This window comes from Microbacterium sp. NPDC089695 (assembly GCF_044749085.1).
GTDB lineage: Bacteria > Actinomycetota > Actinomycetes > Actinomycetales > Microbacteriaceae > Microbacterium.
The window spans coordinates 67,993-86,634 of record NZ_JBIVHG010000004.1 but is presented as its reverse complement, the minus strand read 5'-3'; the positions used below and the strand labels follow the sequence as shown (position 1 = coordinate 86,634).

General features: G+C 69.4%; 16 protein-coding genes. 11 read left to right on the top strand and 5 right to left on the bottom strand.

Annotation, left to right across the window (positions count from 1 at the left end):
* Positions 1 to 10 precede the first annotated feature (10 nt).
* The 3 genes from ACIPYT_RS16185 (at position 11) to clpX (ending at position 3,707) form a co-directional block, all read left to right on the top strand.
* Positions 11 to 1,453, top strand: coding sequence for an aldehyde dehydrogenase family protein (locus ACIPYT_RS16185; RefSeq protein ID WP_401076574.1), 1,443 nt, complete (start codon positions 11 to 13; stop codon positions 1,451 to 1,453).
* Entirely contained in the window at positions 1,450 to 2,301 is an 852-nt protein-coding gene (locus ACIPYT_RS16180) for an aldehyde dehydrogenase family protein (RefSeq protein ID WP_401076572.1), read from the top strand. The genes ACIPYT_RS16185 and ACIPYT_RS16180 overlap by 4 nt, the downstream gene beginning before the upstream one ends.
* Positions 2,302 to 2,438: 137 nt before the next feature.
* Positions 2,439 to 3,707, top strand: coding sequence for an ATP-dependent Clp protease ATP-binding subunit ClpX (clpX, locus tag ACIPYT_RS16175; RefSeq protein ID WP_050723803.1), 1,269 nt, complete (start codon positions 2,439 to 2,441; stop codon positions 3,705 to 3,707).
* Between the two features lie 24 nt (positions 3,708 to 3,731).
* On the opposite strand, the gene ACIPYT_RS16170 is transcribed toward clpX, so the two are convergent.
* Positions 3,732 to 5,783, bottom strand: coding sequence for a M3 family metallopeptidase (locus ACIPYT_RS16170; protein WP_401076569.1), 2,052 nt, complete (start codon positions 5,781 to 5,783; stop codon positions 3,732 to 3,734).
* A complete protein-coding gene (locus tag ACIPYT_RS16165) occupies positions 5,780 to 6,697 on the bottom strand; it encodes a LysR family transcriptional regulator (protein ID WP_401076566.1) in 918 nt (305 codons plus the stop codon). Before ACIPYT_RS16165 ends, ACIPYT_RS16170 begins: the two co-directional genes overlap by 4 nt.
* Before the next feature lie 81 nt (positions 6,698 to 6,778).
* Between ACIPYT_RS16165 and tdh the strand changes: the two genes are divergently transcribed.
* The 4 genes from tdh (at position 6,779) to ACIPYT_RS16145 (ending at position 9,885) form a co-directional block, all read left to right on the top strand.
* Positions 6,779 to 7,822 carry an L-threonine 3-dehydrogenase gene (tdh, locus tag ACIPYT_RS16160; RefSeq protein ID WP_401076563.1) on the top strand — a complete coding sequence of 348 codons (1,044 nt, stop codon included), beginning with the start codon at positions 6,779 to 6,781 and terminating at the stop codon, positions 7,820 to 7,822.
* The gene (locus tag ACIPYT_RS16155) at positions 7,822 to 9,000 is read left to right on the top strand and encodes a glycine C-acetyltransferase (RefSeq protein WP_401076561.1); all 1,179 of its coding nucleotides are present in this window, start codon (positions 7,822 to 7,824) and stop codon (positions 8,998 to 9,000) included. The genes tdh and ACIPYT_RS16155 overlap by 1 nt, the downstream gene beginning before the upstream one ends.
* Before the next feature lie 73 nt (positions 9,001 to 9,073).
* Positions 9,074 to 9,670 (top strand): ArsR/SmtB family transcription factor, encoded by a 597-nt coding sequence (locus tag ACIPYT_RS16150; protein WP_401076558.1) that lies wholly within the window; start codon positions 9,074 to 9,076, stop codon positions 9,668 to 9,670.
* The gene (locus tag ACIPYT_RS16145; protein WP_401076555.1) at positions 9,667 to 9,885 is read left to right on the top strand and encodes a hypothetical protein; all 219 of its coding nucleotides are present in this window, start codon (positions 9,667 to 9,669) and stop codon (positions 9,883 to 9,885) included. The genes ACIPYT_RS16150 and ACIPYT_RS16145 overlap by 4 nt, the downstream gene beginning before the upstream one ends.
* Here ACIPYT_RS16145 and ACIPYT_RS16140 read toward each other — a convergent pair.
* Positions 9,882 to 10,100 (bottom strand): hypothetical protein, encoded by a 219-nt coding sequence (locus tag ACIPYT_RS16140; protein ID WP_401076553.1) that lies wholly within the window; start codon positions 10,098 to 10,100, stop codon positions 9,882 to 9,884. The two genes, ACIPYT_RS16145 and ACIPYT_RS16140, sit on opposite strands and share 4 nt — an antisense overlap.
* The gene (gene valS / locus ACIPYT_RS16135) at positions 10,097 to 12,706 is read right to left on the bottom strand and encodes a valine--tRNA ligase (RefSeq protein ID WP_401076550.1); all 2,610 of its coding nucleotides are present in this window, start codon (positions 12,704 to 12,706) and stop codon (positions 10,097 to 10,099) included. The genes ACIPYT_RS16140 and valS overlap by 4 nt, the downstream gene beginning before the upstream one ends.
* A gap of 168 nt (positions 12,707 to 12,874) precedes the next feature.
* Between valS and ACIPYT_RS16130 the strand changes: the two genes are divergently transcribed.
* The 4 genes from ACIPYT_RS16130 (at position 12,875) to ACIPYT_RS16115 (ending at position 17,814) form a co-directional block, all read left to right on the top strand.
* On the top strand, positions 12,875 to 14,485 hold the full coding sequence (locus tag ACIPYT_RS16130) for an ABC transporter substrate-binding protein (protein ID WP_401076547.1): 1,611 nt from the start codon (positions 12,875 to 12,877) through the stop codon (positions 14,483 to 14,485).
* Positions 14,486 to 14,558: 73 nt separating this feature from the next.
* Complete coding sequence (locus ACIPYT_RS16125; protein WP_401076545.1) at positions 14,559 to 15,500, top strand: ABC transporter permease; 942 nt, start codon at positions 14,559 to 14,561, stop codon at positions 15,498 to 15,500.
* The gene (locus ACIPYT_RS16120) at positions 15,497 to 16,309 is read left to right on the top strand and encodes an ABC transporter permease (RefSeq protein WP_401076542.1); all 813 of its coding nucleotides are present in this window, start codon (positions 15,497 to 15,499) and stop codon (positions 16,307 to 16,309) included. The genes ACIPYT_RS16125 and ACIPYT_RS16120 overlap by 4 nt, the downstream gene beginning before the upstream one ends.
* Positions 16,306 to 17,814, top strand: a complete 1,509-nt coding sequence (locus ACIPYT_RS16115; RefSeq protein WP_401076539.1) for an ATP-binding cassette domain-containing protein — start codon at positions 16,306 to 16,308, stop codon at positions 17,812 to 17,814. Before ACIPYT_RS16120 ends, ACIPYT_RS16115 begins: the two co-directional genes overlap by 4 nt.
* A gap of 13 nt (positions 17,815 to 17,827) precedes the next feature.
* Here ACIPYT_RS16115 and ACIPYT_RS16110 read toward each other — a convergent pair whose 3' ends face one another.
* Positions 17,828 to 18,478, bottom strand: coding sequence for a pentapeptide repeat-containing protein (locus ACIPYT_RS16110; RefSeq protein ID WP_401076535.1), 651 nt, complete (start codon positions 18,476 to 18,478; stop codon positions 17,828 to 17,830).
* Positions 18,479 to 18,642 lie beyond the last annotated feature (164 nt).

Here is an 18,642-nt window from a genome sequence, read left to right as displayed (position 1 = left end):
GAGCCCGCACATGTCATTCCTGGAATACGCTCCGGCACCGGAGTCGAAGGCGGTCCTGAACCTCAAGGACAGCTACGGCCTGTTCATCGACGGGGAGTTCGTCGACGGATCCGGGTCGAGCTTCGTCACGATCTCGCCCGCCGACGAGAGCCGCATCGCCGAGATCGCCTCGGCGAGCGACGAGGACGTCGACCGCGCGGTCGCCGCAGCGCGTCGCGCCTACGACAAGACGTGGTCGAAGATGAGCGGCCGCGACCGCGGCAAGTACCTCTTCCGCATCGCCCGTCTCGTGCAGGAGCGCGCTCGCGAGCTCGCGGTCGCCGAGAGCCTCGACAACGGCAAGCCCATCAAGGAGAGCCGCGACGTCGATGTGCCTCTCGTCGCGTCCTGGTTCTTCTACTACGCCGGCTGGGCCGACAAGCTCGACCACGCAGGACTCGGCGCGAACCCGCGTGCGCTCGGTGTGGCCGGTCAGGTCATTCCATGGAACTTCCCGCTGCTCATGCTCGCGTGGAAGGTGGCCCCGGCCCTCGCCGCCGGCAACACGGTCGTGCTGAAGCCCGCCGAGACCACGCCGCTCACGGCGCTGATCTTCGCGGAGATCCTCCAGCAGGCCGATCTGCCCGCAGGCGTCGTCAACATCGTCACCGGCGCGGGGCTGACGGGCGCGGCGCTCGTGCGTCACCCCGACGTCGACAAGGTCGCCTTCACGGGTTCGACCGGTGTGGGCCGTGACATCGCCCGTGCCGTCGCCGGCACGAACAAGAAGCTCACGCTCGAGCTCGGCGGCAAGGCCGCGAACATCGTGTTCGACGACGCGCCGATCGACCAGGCCGTCGAGGGCATCGTGAACGGCATCTTCTTCAACCAGGGTCACGTCTGCTGCGCCGGCAGTCGACTGCTCGTGCAGGAGTCGATCCACGACGAGGTCATCGACCGGCTCAAGAACCGCCTGTCGACGCTGCGCCTCGGCGATCCGCTCGACAAGAACACCGACATCGGCGCGATCAACTCGGCCGCCCAGCTCGCCCGCATCCGCGAGCTCAGCGACATCGGCGAGGCCGAAGGCGCCGAGCGGTGGACCGCGGACTGCGCGATCCCCGAGAAGGGCTTCTGGTTCGCCCCGACGATCTTCACCGGCGTCGAGGCCTCGCACCGCATCGCCCGCGACGAGGTGTTCGGCCCGGTGCTGTCGGTGCTCACGTTCCGCACGCCGGCCGAGGCGATCGCCAAGGCCAACAACACCCCGTACGGCCTGTCGGCCGGCATCTGGTCGGACAAGGGGTCGCGCATCCTCGCGGTCGCCGACCGACTGCGCGCGGGCGTCGTGTGGGCGAACACGTTCAACCGTTTCGATCCGTCGAGCCCTTTCGGCGGTTACAAGGAGTCCGGATACGGCCGCGAGGGCGGACGTCAGGGTCTCACCGCGTACCTGAAGGGGGCCGCAGCATGAGCAAGCGACTGAGCGTTCCGAAGACGTACAAGCTCGCGATCGGCGGCGCCTTCCCGCGCAGCGAGTCCGGACGCACCTACGAGGTGCTGTCGGCGAAGGGCGCGTTCCTCGCGAACGCCGCGAAGGGCTCGCGCAAGGACGCCAGGGATGCCGTCGTCGCGGCGCGCTCCGCCGTGAAGGGCTGGTCGGGTGCGACCGCGTACAACCGCGGGCAGGTGCTCTACCGCGTCGCGGAGGTGCTCGAGGGTCGCCGTGCACAGTTCATCGACGAGATCTCGGCGCAGGAGGGCGTGTCGGCCTCGGCCGCCGCGACCCAGGTCGACGACGCCATCGACCTGTGGGTCTGGTACGCAGGGTGGTGCGACAAGTACGCGCAGGTCGCGGGCAACGCGAATCCCGTGTCGGGTCCGTACTTCAACATCTCGGTGCCCGAGCCCACCGGCGTCGTCGCGATCGTCGCGCCGCAGGACTCCGCGCTGCTCGGCCTCGTGTCGGTCGTGGCCCCGGCGCTGGTCGCGGGCAACACCGTCGTGGTGATCGCGAGCGAGCGGCATCCGCTCTCCGCCATCAGCCTCGCCGAGGTGCTCGCGACGAGCGACGTGCCCGGGGGAGTCGTGAACGTGCTGACCGGCTCGCCCGCGGAGATCGCGCCGTGGCTCGCCTCGCACCAGGACGTCAACGCTCTCGACCTCGCGGGAGCAGGCGACCTCGACTGGGTCGACATGCAGATCGCCGCAGCCGAGACGCTCACGCGGGTGCTCGCACCGGGCGCGGTCGTCGCTTCGCCCGAGCGCATCGCGGCCTTCACCGAGGTCAAGACGGTCTGGCACACGAAGAGCATGGTCTGACGCCGTCGCTCCCGCCGGTATCCCCCTCGGATGCCGGTGGGAGCGAGTCCGGCACGCGTCCGCGCCAATGCGCCCCGGTGTCCGACGCACCGGTTAGGCTCAGTAGACGATCTCTGGATCCCTCGAGGAGGACGCGCATGGCCCGTATCGGTGAAAGCGCTGACCTGTTCAAGTGCTCGTTCTGCGGAAAGAGTCAGAAGCAGGTGCAGCAGCTCATCGCTGGCCCCGGTGTGTACATCTGCGACGAGTGCGTCGAGCTGTGCAACGAGATCATCGAGGAGCGGATGGCCGAGTCCTCCGCCGAGGGCACCGCCGACTTCGAGCTGCCCAAGCCCCGTGAGATCTTCACGTTCCTCGAGGAGTACGTCGTCGGGCAGGAGCCCGCCAAGCGTGCGCTGGCCGTCGCGGTCTACAACCACTACAAGCGCATCCGCGCACACGGCACGCTGCAGCCTGCCGAGCAGAAGGCCGAGAGCGTCGAGATCGCCAAGAGCAACATCCTGCTGATCGGTCCCACGGGCTGCGGCAAGACCTACCTCGCGCAGACCCTCGCCAAGCGCCTCAACGTGCCGTTCGCCGTCGCCGACGCGACGGCGCTCACCGAGGCCGGTTACGTCGGTGAAGACGTCGAGAACATCCTCCTCAAGCTCATCCAGGCAGCCGACTACGACGTCAAGCGCGCCGAGCAGGGCATCATCTACATCGACGAGGTCGACAAGATCGCCCGCAAGGCCGAGAACCCCTCGATCACGCGCGACGTGTCGGGTGAGGGCGTGCAGCAGGCGCTCTTGAAGATCATCGAGGGCACGGTCGCCTCCGTGCCTCCGCAGGGCGGTCGCAAGCATCCGCACCAGGAGTTCTTGCAGATCGACACCTCGAACGTGCTGTTCATCGTCGCCGGCGCGTTCGCCGGTCTCGAGGACATCGTGTCGGCCCGCGTCGGCAAGCACGGCATCGGCTTCGGCGCCCCGCTGCACGACAAGGGCAAGGATCTCGACCTGTTCAGCGAGGTGCTGCCGGAGGACCTGCACAAGTTCGGCCTCATTCCCGAGTTCATCGGCCGCCTCCCGGTCGTCACGAACGTCTCGCCGCTCGACCAGGATGCGCTGATCGACATCCTCACCGGCCCGCGCAACGCGCTCGTGAAGCAGTACCAGCGGATGTTCGAGCTCGACGGCGTGGAGCTCGAGTTCGAAGACGAGGCGCTCCGTTCGATCGCCGACCTCGCGGTCGAGCGCAAGACGGGTGCGCGCGGCCTCCGCGCGATCCTCGAAGACGTGCTCGGCCCGATCATGTTCGAGATCCCCTCCGCCGAAGACGTCGCGAAGGTCATCGTGACCCGTGCCGCCGTCGACGAGGGTGCACCACCCACCATCGTGATGGAGCGCAAGCGCAAGAGCGCCTGACCTGGTACAAGGCCCGGGAGTGGCTCAGTTCGTGAGGCCGCGCCGCTTCAGGAGCGGCGCGATGTCGGCATCCCGACCGCGGAAGTCGCGGTAGGCCTCCAGGGGATCCTTCGAGCCGCCCACGCCCAGCAGCCGTTCGCGGAAGCGGTCGCCGTTCTCGCGGGTGAGTCCGCCGTTCTCGCGGAACCACTCGACCGTGTCGGCGTCGAGGACCTCACTCCAGATGTACGAGTAGTACCCCGCGCTGTAGCCGCCCGAGAACACGTGCGCGAAGTAGGCCGAGGAGTAGCGGGTCGGCACGGCCGGCTCGTCGAGTCCGATGTCCGCGAGGGCCGCCGCTTCGAACGACGTCACGTCACCCGGCTCCGCATCGGTCCCGATCCGGTGCCAGGCCTGGTCGAGCCATGCGGCTGCGAGGTATTCGCTCGTGGCGTGACCCTGGTCGAAGGTCTCCGCCGCGCGGAGCCGTTCGACGATCGCGGGGTCCAGCGGTTCGCCCGTCACGTGATGCCGCGCGTAGTCGTCGAGCACCTCGGGCCAGAGGATCCACATCTCGTTGACCTGGCTCGGGAACTCCACGAAGTCACGGAACACGTTCGTGCCCGCGAAGTGCGGGTACGTCACGACCGCGAACAGCCCGTGCAGGGCGTGCCCGAACTCGTGGAACAGCGTCGTCACCTCGTCGAGAGTGAGAAGGGTCGGCTCGCCGTCGCCGGGCTGCACGACGTTGAGGTTGTTGACGACGACCGGGACGGTGCCGCGGAGCCGCGACTGGCTGACGATCGGGTTCATCCACGCACCGCCGCGCTTGGAGTCGCGCGTGTACAGATCGAGCACGTACAGCCCGAGCGCCGAGCCGTCTTCGTTGCTCACCTCGAACACCCGCGCTCCCGGGTGGTACGCGACGAGATCAGGGCGCTCCGCGAACGTGACGCCGTAGAGGCGTGTGGCGGCCGCGAAGACGCCGTCCTGCAGCACGCGCTCCGCCTCGAACCAGGGGCGCAGGGCCGCGGTGTCGATGTCGTAGCGCGCTGCGCGCACCTTCTCGGTGTAGAACGCCCAATCGTGGGCTTCGACGGCGAACGGCTTCGGCTCCACGTCGTCGACGATCTCCTGCAGCGCGGCCTTCTCCGCCTGCGCGTTCCGCGCAGCCGGCCCCGCGAGCCGCCGCAGCATCCCCTCGACCGCCTCCGGAGTGCCCGCGGTCTCGTCGGCCGTGATGTAGGCGGCGTGCGAGGCGTAGCCGAGGAGCGCGGCGCGCTCGGCACGGAGACGGACGATGTCGGCGAGGACGCCGCGGTTGTCGTTCGCGTCACCGCGCGACGCACGGCTGCGCGACGCCTCCATGATCCGTCGCCGTGACTCCCGGTCGGTGAGCTGCGCGAGATACGGGTGTCCCGTGAACAGCGGCAGGGTTACGAGGTAGTGCCCGTCGAGTCCGCGGTCCTGCGCGGCGCGGGCGGCGGCGGAGAGCTCGCCGACGCCCAGCCCTGCGAGCTCCTCGGCCGAGTCGAAGACCACCGCGAGATCGTTCGTGTCGTTCAGCAGATTGCGCTCGAACGTCGTGCTCAGCGTCGACAGCTGTTGGTTGAGGAGCGTGAGCCGTGACTTGGCCTCATCGTCGAGAGCCGCGCCCGCGTGGGACATCTCGCGGTGGTGACGCTCGACCAGATAGCGCTGCTCGGCGTCGAGATCGAGGTCGGCGAGCTGTGCGTGCACTTGCTGCACCCGCCAGAAGAGCGCGCCGTCGAGCGTCACGGCATCCTGGTGCGCGGCCATGAGCGGCGCGAGTTCCTCGTCGACCGCCTGGATCTCGGGCGTCGCGTCCGCCGAGCTCACGGTGTAGAACGCGTGGGACACCCGGTCGAGCAGTTCGCCTGATCTCTCCAGCGCCTCGATCGTGTTCTCGAACGTCGGCATCGAGCGCACCATCGTGATGCGCGAGATCTCGCGCCGGTGCTCTTCGAACGCCGCACGGAACGCCGGCAGGTAGTGCTCGGGACGGATGCGGGCGTAGTCGGGGAGTCCGTAGGGGAGCGTCGACGGCTGGAGCAGCGGATTCGTCTCGTCGGTCATCCCCTGAGCCTAGCCATGACCCTTCCGAGCGCATCGACGACGAGGCGTACCGAGCGGCGGCGGAGGTTCTCCGGTCGGGCGAGCACGTCGATCACCCGATGGGTCGACACCCCGCGCAGCGGCAGCCGCACGATGTCGTCGTCGTCGACCGTGCGCGAGGTGTAGCGCGGCAGCATCCCGATGACTCCACCGGCCGCGATGACGCCTGCGACCGCGCCGTAGTCTTTGATGCGGTGACGGATCTCGACAGGACGGCCGGCGACCGCGGCGACGGCGCCGAGCACGTCGTCGGGGGAGTAGCCGGTGCGGCTCGTGACCCACGGGCCGTCGACGACGTCGGCGGGTGAGACCCGAGAGCGTGCGGCGAGCGGGTGATCCCGGGCGACCGCGACGTCGAGGGGCTCTTTGGCGAGGGTGAGGCCGCGCACCCCCTGCGTCGGCCATGGAGCGGAGTGCTCCATGCGATGCGCGAGCACCAGGTCGTAGCGAGCCGTGAGCGCGGGGAACTCGCTCTGCGCGACGTCTTCGTCGGTGAGTTGCACGGTGGGTGCGTCCTCCCCGGCACCGGAAGGGGACAGTTCGCGGATGAGTTCGCCGAACAGGGCCTGCCCGACGCTGTGGAATCCGCTGATCGTGACGACACCGGATCCCGCCGTCTCGAAGTCGTCGAGTGCGTTGCGCGCCGCTGCGACGGCATCGATGGCTTCGGCGCCGGCGGTGGCGAGCACCTCGCCCGCCGCTGTGAGTGCGAGACGGCGGCCGTCCTTGCGCGTCAGAGGTGTGCGGAAGCCGCGCTGCAGAGCGGCGAGCTGCTGCGAGACGGCCGAGGGGGTGACGTTCATGGTCGCGGCGACCGCGGCGACGCTGCCGAGGGCCCCGAGCTCGCGCAGGATCTGCAGCTGATGGATCTCCATTCCGACAGTTTAGAGATCGCTACATTAACCATCCAGAAGAGCGGTCTTGTTCTACATGATGCGGTGCGATGGGATCGAGGCATGAAGGCACTGTTCAAAGCCGAACGCGCGGCGGGTCTCGAGCTCGTCGACCGACCGGATCCGGTCGCCGCCGCCGACGAGGTCGTGATCCGCGTGCTCCGCACCGGCATCTGCGGCACCGACCTGCACATCCGCCGCTGGGACGACTGGGCCGCATCCGCCGTGGTCGCGCCGCTGATCCCCGGCCACGAGTTCTACGGCGAGGTCGTCGAGGTCGGACCGCTCGTGCACGACATCGCGGTCGGCGACAGGGTCTCGGGCGAGGGGCACATCGTCTGCGGCACGTGCCGCAACTGCCGTGCCGGACGACGGCAGATGTGCATCCGCACGATCGGACTCGGACTGCAGCGCGACGGCGCCTTCGCCGAGTACCTCGCGCTGCCCGCGACGAACGTCTGGGTGCACCACGCCGACGTGAGCCCCGAGCTCGGCGCGATCTTCGACCCGCTCGGCAACGCGGTGCACACCGCGCTCATGTACCCGCTGGTGGGAGAGGACGTGCTGGTCACCGGATGCGGTCCGATCGGCCTGATGGCGATCGCGGTCGCTCGTCACGCCGGCGCGCGGTTCATCACCGCGACCGACGTGAGCGCGCCGCGACTCGAGATGGCGACGCTCATGGGAGCCGACCAGGTCGTAGACGTCTCTCAGCGCGACATCCGCAGCGCACAGCAGGCGCTCGGCATGCGCGAGGGATTCGACATCGGATTCGAGATGAGCGGGGCGCCGTCGGCGCTGCCCGCGATGATCGACAACATGAACCACGGCGGCCGCATCGCCATGCTCGGACTCCCCAGTTCGGGCTTCGGCATCGACTGGGGCAAGCTCGTCACGCACATGCTCACCATCAAGGGCATCTACGGGCGGGAGATGTTCGAGACCTGGAACGCGATGGGCGCGATGCTGCAGACGAGCGCGACGCTGCGTGAGTCGATCGGCCGCGTGATCGCCGAGGTGCTTCCGGCGAGGGAGTGGGAGCGCGGATTCGCGGCGGCCGAGTCCGCCGGCACGGGAAAGATCATCCTCGACTGGACGGAGCTGTGATGTACGGGACCTTTGAGAAGCACGTGGCTGCTGAGCTCGCCGGGATCGAGGAGGCCGGGCTCACGAAGCACGAGCGCGGTATCCGCGGCCCGCAGAGCGCCGAGATCACGGCGGACGGCGCCGAGGTGCTGAACTTCTGCGCCAACAACTACCTCGGCCTCGCCGACGACGAGCGCATCAGGGACGCCGCGAAGACCGCACTGGACGAGTGGGGCTACGGCCTCGCGAGCGTGCGGTTCATCTGCGGCACCCAGGAGCAGCATCTCGAGCTGGAGCGCCGGCTCGCGGGGTTCCTCGGCACGGACGACGCGATCCTCTACTCCTCGTGCTTCGACGCGAACGGCGGCGTGTTCGAGACCCTGTTCGGCGCGGAGGACGCGATCATCTCGGATGAGTTGAACCACGCGTCGATCATCGACGGCATCCGACTGTCGAAGGCCCGCCGGCTGCGGTACCGCAACCGCGACATGGCCGACCTCGAGGAGCAGCTGAAGGCGGCATCCGATGCGCGCTTCCGCGTGGTCGTCACCGACGGGGTCTTCTCGATGGACGGGTACATCGCCCCGCTGGCGGAGATCTGCGATCTGGCCGAGCGCTACGACGCCCTGGTGTTCGTCGACGACTCGCACGCGGTGGGCTTCGTGGGGGAGAACGGCCGGGGCACTCCCGAGCTGTGCGGCGTCGCCGATCGCGTGGACATCTACACGGGCACGTTCGGCAAGGCGCTCGGCGGCGCGTCGGGCGGCTACGTCGCCTCGCATGCCGACATCGTCGCGCTGCTGCGCCAGCGATCGCGACCGTACCTGTTCTCGAACACGCTCGCGCCGTCGATCGTCGCGGGCACGCTCACCGCGCTCGACCTCGTGGAGGGCTCTGCGGATCTTCGGGCCCGGCTGCGCGACAACGCGGCGCTGTTCCGCGAGCGCATGGCGGCGGAAGGATTCGATCTGCTCCCCGGGGAGCATCCGATCGTGCCGGTGATGTTCGGCGACGCTGCCGTCACGGCGCGGATCGCGAGCGAGATGCAGCGTCACGGCGTGTACGTCACGGCGTTCAGCTTCCCCGTGGTGCCGCGCGGTCTCGCGCGCATCCGCGTGCAGCTCTCGGCGGCGCACACGCCGGAGCAGATCGAGCGATGCGTGACGGCATTCGTCGCGGCGCGCGCAGCCGTCGCCTGACTCGAGAGAGCGCAAAGGAACCTCTGCAAAGAAAAACTTGCAAAGAAACATTTGCAAGTGTATCTTTGCATTCATGACGAACACACGAGAGTCCCGGAACCTCGACGCTGGCGCATTGAAGGCCCTGGCGCACCCGCTTCGTGTGCGCATCTTCAATCTGCTCAGTGAACGAGGAGCGCAGACCGCGAGCTCGCTCGCAGCGCTGGTCGGGGAGACGTCGGGTTCCATGAGCTACCACCTCCGTGCTCTCGCCGCTCACGGCCTGATCCAGGAGGTCGAAGGTCGGGGCACGGCGCGAGAGCGATGGTGGGAACTCCCGAAGGGGAGCGTGTACCTTCCGGGTCCGGGCGAGAGCCAGACTCCGTCGAACCGGGCCGCGGCGCAGATCGTCACCTCTGAGTTCTTTCGGCAGCGCCACGAGACGCTCATGGCGTACATCGAACGACCGGTCGCGCAGGTTCCCGAGGAATGGCGGGATGTCGGACTCATCACGACGTCGTATCTCGATCTCACCATCGAGCAGATGACGGAAGTCAGTGCCGAGTTGAGAGAGTTCATCGACCGCGTCACCGAGCGCTACCGCGGACAGTCCGTCCCCGACACGCACCGCGTGTCGCTGCGCGCCGAACTCTTCGATCTGCCCACTGACGCACGTACGGAGGAATCATGACCAGCGCGGCCCTGCATCTGTCGGCTCCGACCGTCGTCGAGCGCCGACTCCTCACACTCGCCCAGCACCTGACCGCGTTCGTCGAGCACCGCATCGCTGCGCGCGCGGAACGGCGCGACATCGCCCTCGATCTGCTCCGCGAGCAACAGGCTCGCAGGCACGATCCGCGAGCCGTCGAGCACTTGCTGGCGCAGATGGGCGTGCCGCGGCGCTAGTCCTCGAACGGGCGCGCGACGATCTCGCCGGTGGAGGTCTGTACGACCTCCCAGCCGGCGTCGAGCTCCGCGATCGCCCGACCCTCGAGCCAGGTGAGAGTCCAGTGGCCGACCAGGCCCCGTGCCTCGACCTCGGCGATCGCCGGGCGCAGGGCCGCAGGGACGGATGCCGGAGCAGCCGACCCCGTGGCCCAGCGCGTACCGAGCTGCATCATGCCCCCTCGACCGGAGCGAGCACGATCTCCGTGACGGCGAACTCCTCGGCCTCGTCGAACTCGAGCTCGGCGATGCGTCCCACAGCCCGCAGGTCGTCGGCGGCGGCACGCAGGGCTTCGAGCTTCGCGGCGGGAGCGGCGATCGTGGCGTGCGACACTGGGGTCTTCTGCGAGGCCTTGGCCTCGGTCTTCGCCCGGCGGATGCCGATCAGGGCCTCGCTGGCCACGGAGAGCACCGACGTGTCGCCCTCGATCGACAGCGGCTCGGGCCACGACGCCGTGTGCACGGATCCCTCCTCGAACCACGACCACACCTCCTCCGTGGCGAAGGAGATCACCGGGGCGAGCAGACGCAGCAGCGTCGACAGCGCGAGGCGCAGCGCCAGCGCGGCGGACGCCTGGCCGACGTTCGTCTGGTCGTAGGCGCGCTCCTTGACGAGCTCGAGGTAGTCGTCGCAGAACGTCCAGAAGAACGCCTCGGTGACCTCGAGAGCCTTCGCCTGATCGTAGTTCTCGAACGCCTTCGTGGCCTCGACGACCACGGCGTCGAGGGCCGTGAGCATCGAGGCGTCGAGCGCGTGCGTCACCTGCGCTCCCTCGGGCACCGGGAACGACAGCACGAACTTCGCGGCGTTGAGGATCTTGATGGCCAGGCGTCGGCCGATCTTCACCTGCGTGGGGTTCTGCGGGTCGAACGCCGCGTCCATGCCCAGGCGGCTGGACGCGGCCCAGTAGCGCACGGCATCCGATCCGTGGGCGTCGAGGATGTCGGCCGGGGTCACCACGTTGCCCTTGGACTTCGACATCTTCTTGCGGTCGGGGTCGACGATGAAGCCGGAGATCGCGGCGTTGCGCCACGGAGTCCGACCGTCTTCCAGCGTCGAGCGCAGCATGGTCGAGAACAGCCAGGTGCGGATGATGTCCTGCCCCTGGGGGCGCAGGTCGAACGGCGCGGTGAGCGACCACAGCTCTTCGTCGCGCTGCCATCCGCCCGCGAGCTGCGGCGTGAGCGACGACGTGGCCCACGTGTCGAGGATGTCGGCCTCGGCGTCGAACCCGCCGGGCACGCCGCGCTGGTCCTCGGTGTAGCCCGCGGGCACGTCGGTCGTGGGATCGATCGGCAGCGAGGCGTGATCGGGCGCGAGCACGCGGTCGTAGTCGCGCTCGCCGTTCTCGTCGAGGCCGTACCAGAGCGGGATCGGCACCCCGAAGAAGCGCTGACGCGACACGAGCCAGTCGCCGGTGAGTCCGCCGACCCAGTTCTCGTAGCGCACGCGCATGAAGTCGGGGTGCCAGGCCAGCTCCGAGCCGTGCGCGAGCAACTGGTCGCGCAGCTCGCCGTCGCGGGCCCCGTTGCGGATGTACCACTGGCGCGTCGACACGATTTCGAGCGGGCGGTCGCCCTTCTCGAAGAACTTCACGGCGTGGTTGAAGGGCTTGCCGACCGCGGTCATGTCGCCGGTCTCCTGCAGCTTCTCCACGATCGCCTTGCGTGCGGAGAACACGGTCTTGCCGGCGAGCTCGGCCGCGTACCAGTCGATGGCGGCGGCATCCGCGACGATCGACGGCGCGGTCGGCAGGAAGCGGCCGTCGAGACCGATGGTCGTCATGTTGGGAAGGTCGCGGCCGTCGGTGGTGCGCAGCTCGCGCCACCAGATGATGTCCGTCACGTCACCGAAGGTGCAGACCATCGCCGCTCCCGTGCCCTTGTCGGGCTGGGCGAGGTGGTGGCCGTGGATCTCGATCTCGGCGCCGAAGAAGGGCGTCTTCACCTTCGTGCCGATCAGGTGCTTGTGCGGGCCCTCGGGGTGAGTGACGATCGCGATGCACGCGGGGAGCAGCTCGGGGCGGGTCGTCTCGATCGTGATCGAACCGGAGCCGTCCGCGAAGGGGAAGTCGATCGTGTGGTACGCGGCCTGCTGGTCGCGGTCCTCGAGCTCCGCCTGGGCGATCGCCGAACGGAAGTCGATGTCCCACAGGGTCGGCGCCAGCGACTGGTACGCCTCGCCGCGCTCGAGGTTGCGCAGGAATGCGAGCTGGCTCTGACGGATCGTGTCGTCGGAGATCGTGCGGTACGTCTGCGTCCAGTCGACGGAGAGCCCGAGCTGACGGAACAGCGCCTCGAACTGCTTCTCGTCCTCGACGGTCAGGCGCTCGCACAGCTCGATGAAGTTGCGGCGGCTGATCGGCTTCTGGTCGGCGGCGCGGCTCGACTTGTTGTCGCCGCCCTCGAACGGGGGAGTGAAGTCGGCCTCGTAGGGGAGCGACGGGTCGCAGCGCACACCGTAGTAGTTCTGCACGCGGCGCTCGGTCGGCAGGCCGTTGTCGTCCCAGCCCATCGGGTAGAACACGGTCTTGCCGCGCATCCGCTCGTACCGCGCCTTGACGTCGGTGTGCGTGTACGAGAACACGTGACCGATGTGCAGGCTGCCGGAGGCCGTGGGCGGAGGGGTGTCGATCGAGTAGACGCCGTCGCGACCGCTCTGCGCGGCACGGATGCGGTCGAAGAGGTAGGTTCCGCGCTCCGACCAGGACTCGCCCCACTTCGCTTCGAGGCCTTCCAGCGCGGGCTTGTCAGGGATCTGAGAGTGTGCGGACGCGGCCATGAGGTCTCCTCGAGCGATGTATGCGGCACTGTGTGAGCGTGCCTGAGTGTGGGTTGTGACTCCAGTGTACCGAGAGGCGCAGGATGCGGAACGCGACGCAGATCGACCGCGTCCAAGAATCCGCCCTAGAATCGGAGTATCCCGACCCGTTCTTTCCGAGGAATAGTCATGCCCGCACATCCTGCTCGTCGCCTCCTGCCGCTCGCGGCGCTCGCCGCCGTCTCTGCGCTCGCGCTCAGCGCCTGCACCGCGGCCCCCTCCGAGTCCGGCGGAACGGAGCTCGTATGGTCGATCGAGGGCGCCAACCTCGCCGCAGGGCACATGGACCCGCAGACGAGCCAGCTCGACGTGTCGGGCATGGTGCAGCGCTCGGTGCTCGACTCGCTCGTCTTCCAGGAGGCGGACGGCTCGTTCACCCCGTGGCTCGCGAAGGACTGGGAGGTGTCGCCCGACAGCACCGAGTACACCTTCATGCTGCGCGATGATGTGACGTTCACCGACGGCGAGCCCTTCGACGCCGCGGCCGTGAAGGCGAACTTCGACCGCATCGTCGATCCCGAGACCGAATCCGCTCAGGCGGCGAGCATGCTGGGCGCCGACTTCTACGCGGGCACCGAGGTCGTCGACGAGCACACCGTGAAGGTCTCGTTCACGCAGCCCTACGCCCCGTTCCTGCAGGCTGCCAGCACTCCGCAGCTCGGCTTCTACTCGCCCGCCGTTCTCGCCGAGTCGGCCGATCAGCTCAAAGCCGGAGGCCCCGGGGTCACGGTCGGCACCGGCCCCTACGAGCTCACCGAGTACACGCCCGACCAGGAGATCGTGTACACCCGCAACGACGACTACGCCTGGGGTCCGCACGGCGAGAAGGCTCCGGAGGTCGAGACGCTGCGCGTCGAGATCCAGCCCGAGGCCTCGGTGCGCGCCGGCGTCGTGCAGAGCGGCGAGGCCGACATCGCCAGCAACATCCCGCCGAACCTCGCGGGAGACCTCGGCGACGGCATCACCGTCGACTCGATCGAGTACCCGGGTCTGCCCTACTCGCTCTACCTCAACGAGAAGTACGGCGTGTTCGCCGACGAGAAGGTGCGCCAGGCGTTCGCGCGCGGCATCGACATCGACGCCGCGGTGCAGGAGATCTTCTTCGACCAGTTCCCGCGTGCGTGGAGCATCCTCGGTCCCACCACGCCCGGGTACGACGCGTCGCTCGAGGGCACCTGGCCCTACGACCCCGACGCGGCGAACGCACTCCTCGACGAGGCCGGGTGGACGGAACGGGATGCCGACGGCATCCGCGTGAAGGACGGCCAGCCTCTGTCGGTGCGCTGGATCGCCTACACGCCGGTTCCGGATGACCGCGCCGCGCTCGCGAACGCCATCCAGTCCGATCTCAAGGCGATCGGCATCGACGTCGTGCGCGAGGTGCTCGAGCCCGGCGCCTACAACGAGCAGTACGGCCCGAAGACGTTCGACCTGACCGACTGGGGCTTCTCGGGTGTCGACCCCGACCTGCTGCGCAGCCACCTGCACACCGACGGCTTCCAGAACGCCTCCCAGGTGTCCGACCCCGCGGTCGACGGTCTGCTCGAGCAGGCCGTGGCGACGAGCGACCAGACCCAGCGCGACGAGCTCTACACGCAGCTGCAGGACTGGAACGCGACGCACCAGGCGATCGTGCCGCTGTACGTGCCCTCGGCCATCACCGCGGTGGGCGAGCGTGTCAGCGGTCTGGAGTACGACCTCTACGGCCGACCGCTGTTCTACGATGTGAGCGTCGACTGAGCACGATCGGTCGCCGAGGGACACTTCGACTCGCATTCGCTCGCTCAGTGCGGGTCTGCGCGGAAGGAGAGGGATGAAGGCTGCGCTCATCCGCATCGCGGGTCTCGCGGCTTCCGTCGTGGTCGTGGTGTGGGGCGCGGCGACGCTCGCGTTCCTCGCGTTCCGGGTGATCCCGGGCGACCCCGTGTCGGTGATGCTCGGCCCGCAGGCGCAGGTGAGCGAGGCCGTGAAAGACGGCATCCGCGCCGAGCTCGGGCTCGACCGCCCACCGCTCGAGCAGTACGTGACCTTCATCGCTGAGCTCGCGCGCGGCGACCTCGGCGAGTCGTACCAGCTCAGGATGCCGGTGACCGAGGTGATCGGTCGTCAGCTCGCACCCACGTTGCAGCTCTCCGCGCTCGCGCTCGTCATCGCCGTCGTCCTGGCGCTCGCCGTGGCACTGCTCGCGCGGGGCGCGGTCGGACGCGGCATCGCCGCCGGTGTCGAGCTCGTCATCCTGTCATCGCCCGTGTTCTGGATCGGGCTGATCCTGTTGAGCGTCTTCGCGTTCGGGCTGGGCTGGTTCCCGGTGTCGGGTGCGCGCAACCCGGCGACCATCGTCCTCCCCGCGATCACTCTCGCCCTGCCCGTGGCGGCACTGCTCAGTCAAGTGCTCCGCGACGGTCTCACGCAGGCCGAGCGCATGCCGTTCGCCGAGACCGTGCGCGCCCGGGGCGCGAGTCCGTCGTGGTTCACCCTGCGTCACGGTCTGCGTCACGGCGCCTCCGGTGCGCTGACGCTCGCCGCCTACCTCACCGGCTCGGTGCTCGGGGGAGCGGTGCTGGTCGAGACCGTCTTCGCCCGGGCGGGCCTCGGACGCGTGACGCTCGCGGCCATCAGCAATCGGGACCTGCCGGTCATCACGGGCATCATCCTGCTGAGCGCCGTGGTGTTCGTCGTCGTCAACCTCGCGGTCGAACTGCTGCATCCTCTGCTCGATCCGCGACTGCGCGCCGCGCGCCGAGGTGCACGATGAGGCGGGCGCAGTCGGCACTGCTCTGGGCCGCGGTCGGGGTGCTCGTCGTGCTCACCGTCGTCGCCGCGTTCCCCGGGCTGCTCGCGACGCACGACCCCCTCCAGACCGATGTGCGCGCCGCGCTCCTGCCTCCGAGCGCCGAGCACCTGTTCGGCACCGATCAGAGCGGCCGCGATGTCTACTCCCGGGTCGTCTTCGGTGCGAGCCGTTCGATCGGCATCGGACTGCTCGCGACCGGGATCGCCCTGACGGCGGGGCTGCTCGTCGGCTCCCTGGCCGGACTCGCCCCCCGCGGCGTCGACGCCGCACTCATGCGGGTCAACGACGTACTGATGGCCTTCCCCGAGTTCCTCGTCGCCCTCGTGGTGGTGGCCGTGGTCGGCCCTGGGCCGGTCAACATCGCGATCGCCGTCACGCTCGCCGCCGCTCCCGTGTACGTGAGGCTCGCGCGCGTGCAGACCCGCACGCTCCGCACGGCCGAGCACGTGGAGGCAGCGCGGATCCTCGGGGTTCCCGCACCGCAGGCGTTCCTCCGACACGTCGTCCCCGGGGTGCTCGGATCGCTCAGCGTGCTCGCGACGATCGGCATCGGATCGAGCATCCTCGCTGCGGCAGGCCTGAGCTTCCTGGGGCTCGGCCCATCGGAGCCGACGCCGGAATGGGGGCTCATGCTCGCGGGCGGTCGAAACGTGCTCGGCCAGGCGTGGTGGATCGCCGTGTTCCCGGGCATCGCGATCACCGTGACCGTCATCGCTGCGACGATCGTCGGGCGGGTGCTGCGGGCGCGCGCGGAGGGGCGACGGGCATGACCACGGCACTGGAACTCGAGGGCCTGCGCATCGACTTCGGCGGCGAGCCCGTCGTCGACGGCGTCTCGCTGCACGTCGATCGCGGCGAGTGCGTCGCGATCGTGGGGGAGTCGGGGGCGGGGAAGTCGCTCACCGCGCGTGCGCTCCTCGGGCTCGTCTCCGACGGCGCCAGGGTGCGCATGGATCGCCTCGACGTCGACGGCATCGATGCGCGGACACTGAGCGAGCGCCGGTGGCGTGCGCTGCGGGGCCGGCGCATCGCTCTCGTGTCGCAGGACGCGCTCGTCTCGCTCGACCCGCTGCAGCGCGTGGGTGCCGCGATCGCGGAGCCTCTGCGACTGCACGGCCTCGCGAAGGCGGGAGATGCGCGGCGTGCGCGCGTGCGCGATCTGCTCGCCCGCGTCTGGATGCCCGACATCCCGCGGAGGGAGCGTCAGTATCCGCACGAGCTCTCCGGCGGTCTCCGGCAGCGCGCGCTGATCGCCTCGGCGCTCGCCGCCGACCCCGCGGTGCTCGTCGCCGATGAGCCGACCACGGCGCTCGACGCGACGGTGCAGGCGCGCATCCTCACGCTGCTGCGCGACATCGCGGATGCCGGCACGGCCGTCGTGTTCATCAGCCATGACATGGCGGCGGTGCGCCGGGTCGCCGACCGCGTGCTGGTGATGCGCGACGGCGTGGTGGTCGAATCCGGACCCGTCGCCGATGTGCTCGACGATCCGCAGCACGAGTACACGCGGCAGTTGATCGCCGCGACCATCCACGAGCCGAGGACCCCGCAGCACGGCTCGGCGGACCCGGTGCTCGTCGTGACCGACGCGACCCGACGTTTCGGCGATCTCGTCGCGGTCTCGTCGGCGTCGTTCTCGGTGCCGGAGGGCCGCACGCTCGGAGTGGTCGGCGAGTCCGGTTCGGGCAAGACCACGCTCGCTCGCCTGATCGTGGGCGTCGAGACCCCGGACGAGGGTGCAGTGCGGTGGGCGGGGCGACGTCGGGTGCAGCTGGTGCATCAGAATCCGCTCGGCGCGTTCGATCCCCGCTGGACGATCGGGCGCTCGCTGCGCGAGGCTCTCGCCGCCGGAGGAGTGCCCCGAGCGCTGCGGGCGGCCCGGGTGTCCGAGCTGCTGCGCGAGGTCGACCTCGATCCGGCGCTCGCCGCTCGCCGACCGCTCGCGCTGTCGGGCGGGCAGCGCCAGCGCGCGGCGATCGCCAGGGCGCTCGCCGCCGAACCCGAGGTGCTCGTGCTCGACGAACCGGTCTCGGCGCTCGACCCCTCCGTACGCGAGAGGGTGCTGCGCCTGCTCCTACGGCTGCAGCGCGAGCGCGATCTGACGATGGTCTTCGTGTCGCACGACCTCGACGTGGTCGGGGCCGTGGCCGATGAGGTGATCGTGATGCAGGACGGCGTGATCGTCGAGAAGGGTGCCGTGGATGCCGTGTTCGCTGCGCCACAGCATCCGTTCACGCGCGAGCTGATCGAGGCGAACCGCCCGGTCGCGCGCTGATCCGGCGTGCCCGTCAATCGAGGACGTGGATGCCCACACCGGTGGCCAGCACGCTCGCGAGCTGCTGCACCTGGAACGACGACAGCGTCGTGCCGCGCAGGCTGTTCGTGTCGAGGAACGCCCCGGCGTCCAGGCCGCGCAGGTCGACGTGCGTCGCTCGGAGGCCCCTCGGGTCGACCTCGTCGGTGCGCGTGTCCGCGAAGCGGATCCTGGTGAGCTCCGACTGGGGCATGTCGAGCGTGCGGATGCCGCTGTCGGCGATCTCGACATCCGTGGCCTTCGCGCCGCCGAGGTTGAGGTAGTCGATGCGCACGCCCCGCAGGTCGAGCTCGTCGATGCGGGCGCCGCTGAGGTCGAGCGTGCCGAGGCGACCGCCCGTGATCCTGACGCGCCGGAGGTTGGCGTCGCGCAGACGCAGCGAGGCGATCCGGGCATCCGTCATCTCGACGTCGATGAGCGTCGCCCCCACGAGGTCGACCGCGTCGGCATCGGCTGCGATGGTGCACTGCTCGAGCGAGGAGTGCGCCAGGTCGACCGTGCCCGCGAGGTCGAGTCGCGCGGCGAGCAGGTCGGCGCCGCGTGAGGCGTGCGCGGGCTCGAGCTGCGGCGGTAGGTCGGGCGGGGAGACGCGGGGAGCGGCGAGAGAGTCGGATGCACGGGCCATGTCTCGAGCGTAGGCCGCGGGTCCGACGTCGGCTCGCGCGTGCGTCACGTCATTCGGCCGGATGCCCCTCCCTCGGCCGTTTTCGGCCCATGGGGCCGAGGGAAGGTAAGACGGCCGAGCAACGGTTCGCACGAACCACCTCTGCACAGTCGTCCTCGCGCTCG